The sequence below is a fragment of the Moraxella nasovis genome (genome assembly GCF_022701215.1).
In the GTDB taxonomy this organism is placed as follows: domain Bacteria; phylum Pseudomonadota; class Gammaproteobacteria; order Pseudomonadales; family Moraxellaceae; genus Moraxella; species Moraxella nasovis.
On sequence record NZ_CP089976.1, the window covers coordinates 316,551 to 329,954 of the forward strand.

General features: G+C 41.4%; 14 protein-coding genes. 7 read left to right on the top strand and 7 right to left on the bottom strand.

Going from position 1 to position 13,404, the window contains the following annotated elements:
• Window positions 1–65 precede the first annotated feature (65 nt).
• A complete protein-coding gene (mtgA, locus tag LU293_RS01560) occupies window positions 66–740 on the bottom strand; it encodes a monofunctional biosynthetic peptidoglycan transglycosylase (protein ID WP_242748177.1) in 675 nt (224 codons plus the stop codon).
• Between the two features lie 46 nt (window positions 741–786).
• On the opposite strand from mtgA, the gene LU293_RS01565 reads away from it, so the two are divergent.
• Window positions 787–1,188: a hypothetical protein gene (locus LU293_RS01565; RefSeq protein WP_242748178.1), complete on the top strand. Its 402-nt coding sequence runs from the start codon at window positions 787–789 to the stop codon at window positions 1,186–1,188.
• Here the strand turns inward: LU293_RS01565 and LU293_RS01570 are convergent.
• Together LU293_RS01570 and LU293_RS01575 are read right to left on the bottom strand one after the other, a co-directional pair.
• Window positions 1,163–1,936, bottom strand: a complete 774-nt coding sequence (locus LU293_RS01570; protein ID WP_242748179.1) for a TatD family hydrolase — start codon at window positions 1,934–1,936, stop codon at window positions 1,163–1,165. The two genes, LU293_RS01565 and LU293_RS01570, sit on opposite strands and share 26 nt — an antisense overlap.
• A 2-nt stretch (window positions 1,937–1,938) precedes the next feature.
• Window positions 1,939–3,585 carry a mechanosensitive ion channel family protein gene (locus tag LU293_RS01575; RefSeq protein WP_242748180.1) on the bottom strand — a complete coding sequence of 549 codons (1,647 nt, stop codon included), beginning with the start codon at window positions 3,583–3,585 and terminating at the stop codon, window positions 1,939–1,941.
• Between the two features lie 225 nt (window positions 3,586–3,810).
• Between LU293_RS01575 and metF the strand changes: the two genes are divergently transcribed.
• The 3 genes from metF to dinB are packed head-to-tail and all read left to right on the top strand — an operon-like array spanning window position 3,811 to window position 6,561.
• On the top strand, window positions 3,811–4,755 hold the full coding sequence (gene metF / locus LU293_RS01580; RefSeq protein WP_242748181.1) for a methylenetetrahydrofolate reductase [NAD(P)H]: 945 nt from the start codon (window positions 3,811–3,813) through the stop codon (window positions 4,753–4,755).
• Window positions 4,756–4,765: 10 nt separating this feature from the next.
• A complete protein-coding gene (locus LU293_RS01585; RefSeq protein WP_242748182.1) occupies window positions 4,766–5,488 on the top strand; it encodes a 16S rRNA (uracil(1498)-N(3))-methyltransferase in 723 nt (240 codons plus the stop codon).
• Complete coding sequence (gene dinB, locus LU293_RS01590; RefSeq protein WP_242748183.1) at window positions 5,485–6,561, top strand: DNA polymerase IV; 1,077 nt, start codon at window positions 5,485–5,487, stop codon at window positions 6,559–6,561. Before LU293_RS01585 ends, dinB begins: the two co-directional genes overlap by 4 nt.
• A 265-nt stretch (window positions 6,562–6,826) precedes the next feature.
• Here dinB and LU293_RS01595 read toward each other — a convergent pair whose 3' ends face one another.
• From LU293_RS01595 to LU293_RS01610, 4 genes are all read right to left on the bottom strand, one after another.
• Window positions 6,827–7,504, bottom strand: a complete 678-nt coding sequence (locus LU293_RS01595; protein WP_242748184.1) for an HAD family hydrolase — start codon at window positions 7,502–7,504, stop codon at window positions 6,827–6,829.
• A gap of 53 nt (window positions 7,505–7,557) precedes the next feature.
• A complete protein-coding gene (locus LU293_RS01600; RefSeq protein ID WP_242748185.1) occupies window positions 7,558–7,965 on the bottom strand; it encodes an NfeD family protein in 408 nt (135 codons plus the stop codon).
• 27 nt (window positions 7,966–7,992) lie between these two features.
• The gene (locus tag LU293_RS01605; RefSeq protein ID WP_242748186.1) at window positions 7,993–8,253 is read right to left on the bottom strand and encodes an FAD assembly factor SdhE; all 261 of its coding nucleotides are present in this window, start codon (window positions 8,251–8,253) and stop codon (window positions 7,993–7,995) included.
• 132 nt (window positions 8,254–8,385) lie between these two features.
• A complete protein-coding gene (locus tag LU293_RS01610) occupies window positions 8,386–9,978 on the bottom strand; it encodes an inorganic phosphate transporter (RefSeq protein WP_242748187.1) in 1,593 nt (530 codons plus the stop codon).
• Window positions 9,979–10,340: 362 nt separating this feature from the next.
• Between LU293_RS01610 and ubiE the strand changes: the two genes are divergently transcribed.
• From ubiE to LU293_RS01625, 3 genes are read left to right on the top strand one after another with little or no spacing between them, the layout of a single operon-like run.
• Window positions 10,341–11,213 carry a bifunctional demethylmenaquinone methyltransferase/2-methoxy-6-polyprenyl-1,4-benzoquinol methylase UbiE gene (ubiE, locus tag LU293_RS01615; RefSeq protein WP_242748188.1) on the top strand — a complete coding sequence of 291 codons (873 nt, stop codon included), beginning with the start codon at window positions 10,341–10,343 and terminating at the stop codon, window positions 11,211–11,213.
• A gap of 1 nt (window position 11,214) precedes the next feature.
• Window positions 11,215–11,670, top strand: coding sequence for a hypothetical protein (locus tag LU293_RS01620; protein ID WP_242748189.1), 456 nt, complete (start codon window positions 11,215–11,217; stop codon window positions 11,668–11,670).
• A 12-nt stretch (window positions 11,671–11,682) separates the two neighbouring features.
• The gene (locus LU293_RS01625) at window positions 11,683–13,314 is read left to right on the top strand and encodes an ABC1 kinase family protein (protein WP_242748190.1); all 1,632 of its coding nucleotides are present in this window, start codon (window positions 11,683–11,685) and stop codon (window positions 13,312–13,314) included.
• Window positions 13,315–13,404: the final 90 nt, after the last annotated feature.

Below are 13,404 nucleotides of genomic sequence, written 5' to 3' on the forward strand. Positions count from 1 at the left end.
TCCTTTTATTTGTTTTAAATAGCTATTAATAGTGAGAAAAATCCCACGCTTGGCACTTTTACATATCAATCTGGTAGTTTGACCAAGCCCATACGTCGCATGACAATTTGCTGCTTTTTACGCAAACCTCTAGCATTGCGATGGCTTTCATAATACTTAGGATTTGGTAAAATGCTAAGCAGCCATGCAGCTTGCTCACGGCTGAGATTTTTGGCAGATTTACCATAATAATGCTGTGCAGCAGCCTCTATGCCATAGATACCATTTCCAAATTCCACGACATTTAAATACACTTCTAAGATACGACGCTTATCCCACATACTTTCCATCAATACGGTGATAATCGCCTCTTCGCCCTTACGAATGTAGGAGCGATGCGACGTTAAGAATAAGTTTTTGGCAAGCTGCTGGCTGATGGTTGAGCCGCCTACAGATACTTTGCCCTTTTTCTCATTCTTTTTAATCGCCTTTTCAATACTGTCAAAGTCAAAACCATCGTGATAGCTAAACTGCCCATCTTCGCTGGCAATCGCTGCTTGCTTGGCAGTTTTTGCAATACTCTCATAATCCACCCACGTCTGCACCACATCACCGCCTTGTAAACGGTGCGATAGCATAAACATAGAGTTCGTCACAGGTACGACCTTCCATAAGCCAAGCATGGCAACCACCCCCATATGGAACACCAAAAACAGTCCCAATAGTGGTAAAATAACCCATCTAAATAGCTTTTTTAGCATAGAACATCCATAAGATATGATAAGATAGCTTTGGTCTTATTTTAGCATGCTTAAGTTATTTTCTGTTATGAATCCTAAGAAATTTCACAACCACTTGCACACCCTAAAGCACGATCGATTCGGGCTAAGCACACTCTTAGCAGATGAGTTTTATCAGTTTCGACTGCAAATTTTGGCAGAATTTCAAGCCGATCACACTTTAAATGATTGGTATCTTATCGGCACAGACGGCTGCCATCTGTGTCAGATCGCAAGCGAACTACTCGCCCAAACCGCCACAATTCAAAACTTACCACCTATTCAAACGCTTGATTTGGTTGATTGTCAAAGCGTACCTATCATCGATAGCTTAGGAGTGCATATTCCGATATTAATCACGCCGACACGCCTTTTATGTTACCCTTTTGGCATGATGGATATACTTAGTCTAAGCCAACAAGCCTACTAAAATTCTCACTAGTAATGCGTCCAATCTCTTCACGTGATTTGCCAAAAAGCTCTGCCAATACATCAGCCACATACGGCACAAATGACGGCTCATTATCACGTCCACGCTTTGGCACAGGGGCAAGATATGGGCTATCAGTCTCAATCAATATTCTATCAAGCGGTAGTTTTTTGGCGACATCGCGCAGCTCGCCTGATTTATTAAAACTTACAATGCCAGAAAAAGAAATGTATAACCCCATATCCAGTGCAGCTTTAGCAAAGTCATAGTCTTCAGTAAAGCAGTGGATAATGCCATGTGTGCATTTTTCTGATTTTAAAATATCTAGCGTGTCATGATAAGCGGCTCGAGTGTGAACAATAATGGGTTTTTTTACAGCTTGGCTTGCGTGAATGTGCGTGGCAAAACTATGTTGTTGGGCTTGCTTTTTATCGCTATCCCAATAATAATCCAGACCCGTCTCACCAAATGCCCACACTTTTTCAAAGTTTAGCTTTAGTAGGTCTTCTACTGTGATACTAGATAACATTTGCTCATCTTGACAAGGATGCAACCCAACACTCATTCCAATATCAAGCGTATCGTCAGATAAATCCACCCATGACTTAATCGCATCATACTCATCAAGCTTACACATGATTGCCATTGCTCGACTGACATTAGCAGCTTTCATATGGCTTAAAAGTGCGGTGCGATCATTCTCATAGGGCTTTAGGTATGTGAAATGGGCATGGCTATCAGTAAACATGGTTATTTTCCTTGTGTCGTGGTTGGTTCATCTTTTGTGAATGCGTCTAAGACGTCTTTAGTTTGTGCGTCATGTGTAAATGCAATCTCTTGGCTTGGCAAGGCATGCTCCACATCGTAATCTTCAACTAAGGTTAAAATTTCTAATAATAAATCAGATTGCTTGCCAAAAAAGTCAACCACATCTTTTGTATCAATGTAGCATCTTAATTCTACCACAAAGCAGTCTTGACGCAGCTCACTGACTCGCACCTGCGTCCATTCTTCTATCACCAGATGATGCTCTTTTAAGTAGTGCTGTAAATCTTTCACCATGCGTGCCATCTCAGCAGGCTTGGCACTTCTTTTAAGGTATAAATTATGCACAAAATGAAACATATCTCTTGCGGCATAATTTTCAATCTTCATGGAACTAAATTCACCATTAGGGACGGTTACCACTGTGCGGTTTAGCGTGCGAATCCGTGTTGAGCGAATGCCAATATCAATCACCGTACCTGCCATATCACCAAAGCTACAATAATCCCCCACGTGTACAGGACGATCTGCCACGATAACAACCGAGCCAATCAAATTTTCAATGGTCTTTTGAGCACCAAAAGCCAATGCCAAACCACCCACACCCAGTGCGGCAATCCCCGTTGTCAAATCAAAACCAAGATTACCAAAGATGATGATTATTGCTAAAATCAGCATGACAGCCTTAGCAATCTTTCTAAGTAGATTTAAAATAGATGCCTGCTCTAATCGGTTACGCTTTACACTCTGATTTTCAGCACGCACAAACACCGCATCAATTAAGCGTAAAACCAGCCATGCCATCGCCACCCAAGCAACAACATCTGCCGCTCGCATGACGGTTTGTCTAACTGCTACAGGAATGCTTGCTGCCACCATCAGCTCAGGCAATAAATATGCCAAAAGCACAACAGTTAAGGGCAATACCACTTTAGGCGGTATCTTAAATTCTCTGCCACTGACACGTGGGTATAATAATGCAAAAAACCAATACATTACCCACACAAATATCCATGTTGCAAATAAACCACCACCAATTAAAATAACAAGCGATGTCAAATCAACCAAATCTTGACCTAATATTGTCTTGCCTTGTGCAAAATCCAAGCCAAACACTTCAGCCAGCTTTCGGGTTCTCACCGTGTCAGCTTCATTTATCTTTTCTAGTGTCTTTTTGGAAAACTGCCAATAGCTAATGCCTTTAGGGTCTTGTTTTTGTGTTAAAAGCAAATCAAACTTCTGCGATGGTAACGTGACTACTCCTACCTTTTCTTTATCGCTTGGTAGTTTATCTGCTAAGTCTCCTTCGGGTTTATCACTGATTGCCAAGTCAGAATCTAATCTACCGCCTTGATTAAGTGCCGTTTTTAGACTGGCGATGGTTATATATAAATTCTCATCCGTGATGAAATCATCATCTAAGTACTGACGAATCGTATCAGGATTATCATCGCTTAAAGCCTGCAAAAACCCTTGCATCGTACTGCGTGGCGTGTCTCGCCCAAACGTGTCTTTTTCAACCACCGCCTCTTCTGCAGCATCACCTGAAGCCAAAGGGTCAGAAATGGCAGCTTGGGCATTTACCACACCAAAGGCCATCAGCATGGCTAAAATACAACCAAAAACTCTCATCTTTATCATCATATTAACTTTAATTATATTAGCTTTATTTTTTTAAACTCTCAATGCTATCAATCTTAGTTCATAAAAACAAGCATTTAGCACTATTGTTTTACAAAATCCATTCATCATAATAAAATTGCTTAACTTGCGTTACAAGCGTGACAGCAATCTCTTTAAAATTTCATCGATTTCACTTATAATGACCGCTCATCACCCTAATAAGAGCTTAAGTTTATGGACTCATTAAACCACATTCAGCAGATTGAAAATTTACTAAATACCCTAAAAACAGACCTAGCCAAACAAGCCACTGAAAAACGTGCCACACCTAACGACAAAACGCCTTTTTCTTTTGAGTTTTTCCCAGTTAAGACAGACGAAGGTCAAGTTAAGCTTATGCAGACCTTTGATGAGCTAAATGCCCTAAACCCAAAATATTTCTCAGTCACTTATGGTGCAGGTGGTAGCACTCGTGAACGCACGCTTGGCATTGTTAAGGCATTGACCGAAAAATCAACCACCAGCATTGCACCCCACCTATCATGTATCGGCGATGGTAAAGCCGAAATTGGCGAACTGTTAGATTATTATAAATCGCTTGGTATTAATCGCATTGTCGCCTTGCGTGGTGATTTACCATCAGGACAAGTGGGCTATGGTGAACTGCCCTTTGCTCTTGATTTGGTAAAGTTCATTCGCACACACAGCGGCGATCATTTTAAAATTAAAGTTGCTGCTTATCCTGAGATGCACCCACAAGCCAAAAACTTCTCCCATGATATCGATGTACTAACCAATAAATATCATGCAGGTGCTAGCGAAGCAATTACCCAATTTTTTTATAACGTAGACAGCTATTTGTATTTACGAGATGAGTTAGCTAAGCGTGGTGTACACCAAGATAAATTCCCTATCATCGCAGGTATTATGCCGATCACCAAGGCAAGCAATCTTATTCGTTTTGCTGACAGCTCTGGGGCGGACATTCCACGCTATATCCGTAAGCAGCTTGCAGAGTTTGGAGATGACACTAAGTCTATTCGTGCATTTGGCTTTGATGTGGTGCTAAATTTATGCGAAAAACTGATTAAAGAAGGCGTGCCTGCCTTGCATTTTTATAGCATGAATAGTGTCAAGCCGAATAAGGAATTAGTTCAGGCTTTAGGTCTAACCGACTAAAGAGCGTATCATGAGTCGATTTTTTGTTGATTTGCCACTTACTGTCAATCAGTCGCTTACCTTGCCAGATGATGTTTATCACCATTGGTGCAAAGTGTTGCGTGCAAAAATCGGAGATGCAGCGACACTTTTTAACGGTCAAGGTGGCGAATATACCGCAGTCATTACAGACATTGATAAACGGCGTGCTGTCGTTATGCTCACCCATTTTAACCCAAATAATCGCACCACTTATCAGCACATCACCCTAGCTCAAGCGATGAGTAAGGGTGAACGCATGGACTATACTATCCAAAAAGCGTGCGAAATGGGCGTTTTTGCCATTCAACTCATCATCACTGAACGCTCAGAACGCCTGCGTTACGAAAGAGACCTTAAAAAACTCAGCCATTGGCAAGCGGTTGCCATTTCTGCTTGCGAGCAGTGTGGACTTAACATTATCCCTAAGATTCTACCGCCTGTTGAGCTAGATGAGTTTTTGGCAAATTGTCATGATACACTTAAGCTTGTGATGGCGTTAAGTTCTGATAAGCACGTTTACACGCCTGCACCCCTACCTAATAGCATTAGTATTTTAATCGGTCCAGAGGGTGGGCTGTCTGAAAATGAAATCGCTAAGGCTTGCTCCCACGGGTTTTTAACGTGGACGTTAGGTGAACGGATTTTACGCACCGAGACAGCAGGCATCGTGACAATGGCAAGTCTTTTTATGATTGATCATATGACTTCATGAATGCTAGCGAACCCATAAGAAAAATCATCCACATTGACATGGATGCATTTTTTGCTAGTGTTGAGCAGCGAGACAACCCCAGCTATCAAGGGAGACCGCTCATCGTTGGTGGCGACCCTAATGGGCGTGGCGTCGTCGCTGCTGCCAGTTATGAAGTGCGAGCCTTTGGCGTGCATTCGGCGATGAGTTGCTTTGAGGCAAAAAGGCGTTGCCCCCATGCCATTTTTGTGCGTCCCCGCTTTGAGGTGTATCGTGCGGTCAGCCGTGATATTCACACCATCATGCATAAACTTACCGATTTGGTTGAGCCATTATCGCTTGATGAGGCTTATCTTGATGTGACAGGTCGCCCTTTTTGTAATGGTTCAGCCACACTTATGGCGGACTGGCTTCGTGGTCAAATCCATAAAAAGACAGGTCTAACTGCGTCAGCAGGTGTGTCTTTTAATAAAATGCTTGCCAAAATCGCAAGCGACATCAATAAGCCCAACGGCATTGCTGTTATCACACCCAAAGACGCCCCTGCTTTTATCGATGATTTACCCATCGAAAAATTCTTCGGCATTGGAAAATCATCTGCCAAAAGACTACATGAAATCGGCGTTACGCATGGTCGAGAGCTAAAAGCCTTATCACACATGCGTTTGGTAGAATTATTTGGTAATAAGCGTGGTACATTTTACCATCACATCGCCCATGGCATCGATGACAGAGAAGTTGTTTCAGATCGCATTCGTAAATCTGTTGGCACAGAGATAACTTTTAGCGAAAATAGCAGCGATGACCTATTTATACTTTCTCAAATTGCCGAACAAGCTTGCGAGGCTTTCACTCAGTTAACCGCCAAAAATTTACGTGCTTGCACAGTCACCCTTAAGCTAAAATACAGCGACTTTAGCCAAATCACACGCAGCCACTCTGTAAAAACCGCCTTTACTAATACCAAAAACATCATCGCTTGGCTACAAGAACTGTACTGGCACAGTCCACGCACTATGCCTGTTAGGTTGGTTGGCGTTACATTCTCAAACTTACAAGATAAAGACGATAGCGAGCAGTTGTCACTTTTTTGAAGACGGTGGTATTTTAACAAACTATGCCCATGCTAAATTTTACGAGAAACTACCCTAGACAACTACCCCTAAATCCCTTTTAACCCATTATTTTAATTGATATAATTAGATTTTAGGTTGCTGTTGTTAAAATGTCGTTCACATTCTTTTAAAAACAGATAAAAACACTTTTGAGTATCTATTAACCAATTGGTGTTGTCTGCAAGTTTTTTAAAATAAAGTTTTCACAAAACCGCAAGCTTCATTATAGTTTAGAGCAGATAACTTACGCCATCGCCCAGTCTTCGATACGCCAGCCATTTTTTATGGCGTGTTCACGCAAAACTGCATCAGGATTGACACAAATAGCATCATCTGCACGGCTTAGTAGTGGCAGATCATTTTTTGAATCAGAATAAGCAATCAGACGATCAAAGGTTATGCCTGCTTGTTTTTTATCGTCAATGAACGCATCTAAGTGATAAATCTTACCATCTTTAAAATTAGGTCGTCCCAACACCTTACCCGTATATCGCCCATTGATAAACTCAAGTCTAGTTGCCAGCGTATGTTCGCTATCCACACCAAATAAAGCTGCGATCGGCACAACGACAAAGTCATTGGTCGCACTGATTACCACAACCGTATCGCCCATTTGTCTATGCTTTGCAATGGCAGCTATCGCCTTAGGTCTCATAGCAGGCACGATCACTTTTTGTAGATACTGCTTACGATATACATCCAACTCATCATACGTTTTAGTGGTTAAAAATGCTGCTACAAACTCATTATATTCCACCGCATCTAGCGTGCCATTAATATAATCTTGGTAGAATTTATCATTTGCATCAGCATAAATCTTGGCATCTACCAAGCCCTCTTGTACGATATATTGTCCCCAACTGTGGTCGCTATCCACATCTAATAAAGTCATATCTAAGTCAAATAATGCTAAATTTGCCATCTTATTTACCTGTTATTAAGCTATGTGCCACACCGCTTAATTTACGAAAACTGTCATTGGTTGTGCTGTTTTTGGTGATCATCGCAAAAAAAATATCTTCGCCTAGGCTCAACCACATAAAAACTCATAAGCACCACGCCACCGACGATATTTAAATACGTCGCCTTTGTTAAATAAGCTTGCCACAGCTGTTCTTGCTGGCTAATCGGCAGATGAATAGTAAGCTGCCATACGCCATCTATCTCGGTGGTGTTGATGTGGCAAAGCACAGGCTTAGTTACAATATGAAATAAAAGAGCCGCACTTAAGATGCTAAAAATCAACCACTGCCACCAAACTATCTGCCCCACCCATGCCAAAAAAGCACTAATCATAATCACCGATAACGCAAAGCCAATCGGCAACAGCACAAAACAAATTGGCGCACTGATGATAAGCTTATGTTTTGAAAAGCTTGTCATGAACGATACTATTTACACATATTTTAGTTATGCGTATTTTAGACGCTTCATCTTGTCGATAAGCTTACCCACTTCAACATCATCAGGATTTGCTTGACCCAAAAAAAACAGCAACAAATCAGGATCTTCATAGCTTAACAAGCGTACAAATGCCGCCTGCTCAACATCATCTGCAGATAAATAATGATTTTTTACATAAGGATCGATATAAAAATCCAGTTCTTTTAGTCCACGTCTAGCCTGATAGATGATACGACGCTGTTCGATGGTTGGTTCGATGGTGCTCATTTAGATTTATACCTTTTAGTTACTTATCACTTATCAAAGTAAGTTTAGTTATTAACACAAGATTTATCATTTCATCAATAATCATAAATAAAGCCCTTAATACAGCGGGCTTTTTTAATGAGATGATCAAATTTACATAACAGCCGATAAAATCACGAAAATTATCGCACTGATTGTTGCAGCTGCAGGCAAGGTAATAACCCAAGCCAAGCCAATTGGACGCATAAGTTTCCAGTTGGTATTCTTATTCACAAGCCCAATACCCAGCACAGCCCCCACTAAGATATGCGTACTTGATACAGGAATGCCAAGGCTTGACGCTCCCATCACGACAGCAGCAGCGGCAAGCTCGGCTGCAAACCCTGATGCTGGGTGCATTTCGGTAAGATTAGTGCCGACAGTTTGGATAACTTCTTTGCCAATAAACCAAAGACCCACAATTAATGCCACACCAAAAGTGAGCATCACAGGTGCAGGCACACTTGCTTGAGCTTCAATGGCGTTGTTACGAATCACATCCATAATTGCGACAAATGGTCCGACCGCATTAGCAATATCATTCGAGCCATGACTAAAGGCAAAAGCACACGCAGTGAATACTTGCATCCAGCTAAACATAATAAATGTCGCCTTGCCAAGGTCTTCTTTATGCTTGCCACGAATGGTCTTCGTATACACAAAGGCTGTTAGCCAAACCATCGCCCCAATCATTCCCATGACTAAGCTTGCGTGCAGATGCGATAAATCTAATCCTGTATTTTTTAATCCCTTAAACACCACCATTGCCGTCATGACAATCGCTCCAAATGCGGCGATGAGTGGCACCCAAGTTTTTAGAGCCTTAAGGGTGTCAATCTGACTGCGTTCTTCATCTAATCTGTATAGCTGCTTATAATAGGCAGTCTCAAGCTCATCAATATGGCAATCATTATCCTTAAATGCCTCTTGGTCTCTTAATAATGCCGATGTATAAGGCAGTCTATCAGACTCTGATAATGAGTCAAAATACTCTTTTTGTTCACGCTTGGCTTTTTTCTTACGCTCTTTGATGTCTTTGACGATGATTTCTTTTTCTTCGTTATACGCCAAGATATTTCGCTTGATTAACCCATAAAGCACATAGGACAATGCACCACCTAAGACAGGCGAGATAATCCACGACGTTGCGATTTCACCGATTTTTGACCATTTTATAGTAGAAAAAGCAACGTCTATACCACCAATGGTTGTACCAAGCACGATGGATGATCCGACAATACCACCAATGATGGCGTGCGTGGTAGATACTGGTAGACCTTTTTTGGTAGCAAAAAGCAACCAAAATGCTGCTGCTACCAATGCGGATAACATCAAATAGATGAACTGATTTGGGGTTACGCCCAAGTCGCTAATATCTACAATACCACTTCTAATCGTATCTGTAACAGCAGCCCCAGCAAGCACCGCACCTGACACTTCAAAGATGGCAGCCACTGCCAAAGCCTGAGTAACGGTCAGCGTCCCTGCCCCCACAGAAGTGCCAAATGAATTGGCGACATCATTACCACCGACGTTAAACGCCATAAAAATACCAAAGAAAGTCGCCACCATAAATAGTGCAACTTGCTGATGTAGTGTATATTCCATACCCCACATCACAAAATACAAACTCATCCCTGCCAGCAACAATCCAAAAAATAGGTTAGCTGCTAAAGGGGTTGATTGTTTTGCTGATGAATTTGCCATAAATCCGCCAAAAATTTGGGTTTAAACTGTGTCAAAATTGCATGCCAATCACAGCAGATGCAAAAATTTTAATGCACCAACGGCTAAAGTCTTAAATAACTAAGGCGTCACTAAATAATGCCGAACGTATCACACAGACAGTCAGTATTTGGCTGACAATTTTACCACAATTAGCAACAATTTTTTAAGATATTGTTTGAAAATTAGACGCCAAAACAGAAAAATCCCATTTTTACCGCCTTTATTGGTCTTTTTGATAATTTTATCCTTAATTGGCATTTTGCTCATACATTTATACTTGTGTTTATGATATGATAGATTGATTTTAAATCCATAATTTGACACAACAATAAGGGCATATTATGAGCCAGCAATCTGATAACGAATTTACAAACCCAAATATCCTACCTACGGGCACACCACAAGGACAGTCTAAATTACAAACGCCAAAAGGTGAAACACCGACAAATAATAACTATTCTGACCATGTTGGTGAGACCACTCACTTTGGCTATCAGACGGTTAATGCCCACGAAAAACAACAAAAAGTTGCAGAAGTTTTCACTTCTGTTGCCAAAAAATACGACATTATGAATGATTTGATGAGTTTTGGCATTCATCGGTTATGGAAGCGTTTTGCCATCGGTTTAACTGGCGTACGCACAGGTCAAAGCGTACTTGATATAGCAGGTGGTACAGGCGACTTGGCGAAAGTATTTAGCCGAGAAGTAGGCAAGACAGGACGTGTAATCTTGTCAGATATTAACGAAGCAATGCTTAATGTCGGACGTGAACGCCTAATTAACGCTGGCTGTAATAATGTTGATTTTGTACTCGCCAATGCAGAAACACTAACCCCATTTGATGATAATAGCTTTGATTTGGTAACTATTAGCTTTGGACTTAGAAATGTAACCGATAAGCAAAAAGCCTTAGAGTCTATGTTTCGTGTGCTAAAACCAGGTGGACGACTGCTTGTGCTTGAGTTCTCAAAGCCAATTTTTGAATCTTTATCAAAGGCTTATGACTTATACTCTTTTACCGCCCTACCACTAATGGGGAAAGTTATCGCTAATGACGCTGATAGCTACCAATACCTAGCAGAATCTATTCGCATGCACCCTGACCAAGCCACCTTAAAAGGTATGATGGAACAAGCTGGCTTTGTAAATTGTGATTATCACAACCTAACAGGCGGTATCGTTGCTGTACACCGTGGGTTTAAGCCACATTAATATGCTAAGCACTTTTATTCTAGCAAGCATCGAAAAACTCATCAATACCGCCATTGATACGAGTACTACCAGCCGCTTTGATTTAATCGTCTTAACTAACAAGGTTTTGCGAGTGTCATTAGTAAAGCCAGACATACAGATCGATGTGGTATTTGGGGCTGAGCATATTCGCTTTGAGCCTGTTCGTAGTGCCATTTTTGAGCCTAAGCCTTATGATTTAATCACTCTACCTGACTGCACCTTACACATCAAAACCCCCAGTGAACTCATCACTGTTTTTAGAACACACCTGGATGATTTGAATTGGGAGTGCATTAAGGGTGATGAGCAAGTTTTTGTGAATGCTTACTACTTATTTAAAAATATTGATATTTTAAATCTAACAGATATTTTGAACGATTTTCAGACTAGTAGTGCTTATAAGCTACTAGATAAAATCTTAAAATCAACCACATAGCAAAATTAAACCATGCTCATCTCTCATCGTAAACGCCTGCTTGCACTTTACCGAATCGCCGCCAAGTATCGCTTGGATACACACCTTAAGGATGTGCCAGAGCTTGCTCCTTTGGCACGCTTAATTCGCCTGCATCCTGCAAGCATTGGCAAATCTCACCACCCACTTGGGCTAAAACTTGCTCTTGAAGAAATGGGTACGCTGTTTTTAAAATTAGGTCAGCTACTATCAACTCGTGCCGACTTATTACCCCCTAAGATTATCGCTCAGCTGTCTTTATTACAAGATAAAGTTGCCCCTTTTGACATCACCACCGCCACCTGTCAAATTGAAGACATGAAAATTGGGCTTGGTAAGCCAATTCATGAAATTTTTGCTCGGTTTGATGAAGTGCCGCTTGCTGCTGCCAGCATTGCCCAAGTTCATACAGCTGCACTGCATGACGGTAAAGAGGTAGTGGTTAAAGTAGTTCGCCCAAACCTTAGAGCAGGCATCATTAATGATTTTGAGCTTTTGCGTGATATGGCAAGCTGGCTTTCAGCAAGAACTGAGGCGGCACGCTCTATTCACCTAATTGACATCGTAGAAGACTATCGTCAAATCATGCTTAATGAGCTAGATTTGACGCTAGAAGCGAGCAATGCTATGCGTATGCGTAGCAACTTTGAGGGTTCAAAGCTAATCTATGTGCCACAAGTGTATATCGCAAAACCTGCAGTTATGGTCTCTGAGCGAATCAGTGGCATACCCATTGATGAGACGAATGAATTTGACAAGCTTGGCTATGATCGAGCCACCCTTGCCAAAAATGGCTTAACCATCTTTTTTACTCAAGTATTTCGGGATAACTTTTTTCATGCCGATATGCACCCAGGTAATATCTTTGTAGAAACACTGCCAGATGGGCAAGCGGTAGAAAACCCTAGATATCTAGGCTTAGACTGTGCCATCATGGGACAGCTCTCCAAAGATGATCAGCTGATTGTTGCTCGCATGCTATTATCGGTCATGAATGGCAATTACCCTATGCTGGTTGATATCATCTCACAAGCTGGGTGGATTCCGCCATCTGCTGACAAGCATGCCTTGATAACTGATATGGCACGCACTGTCAGTCCCATGGTTTCTAAGCCGATGAGCGAGCTTGATTTTGCAGGGATTTTATTTGAAATTCTAAATATCGCACGTCGCCATCGCATGACCATTCCGCCACAGCTTATGCTACTTTTAAAGACACTCGTTCATGTCGAAGGCTTAGGGCGTGATTTATACCCCAACCTTGATATTTGGTCACTTGCTAAGCCAATTTTAACCGCTTGGGTGCGTGAGCAGCTAGATCCTGTTAAAAATCTCCAAGAAATTAAAGATCAACTACCAGAACTACTCCTTTCCACCACCGACTTGCCTAAACTACTAAATCAAAGTGTGCAGTCTTTAGCAGCATTAGGAGCTAGACAAGATGAGCAGCTGCGTGAACTACAAGCACTGCGTGGCGATATTTTAAACAATAAACGCTACGACTGGATTGCTGTGGGTGGATTTTTTGTGTGCCTTGCCATCGGCATGACAGTGCCTATTTGGTGGGCTGGAATTATTTTTGAGCTTCTAGCGGTAATATTTATTATATGGCGTGTATTTTTATAATTAAATTGCAGTTAATCTAAAAAAAATGCTTGACGAATGCCATAAAATCTATATAATGTCCTGCCATAAGCAATTAGCTTAGCCACTTAT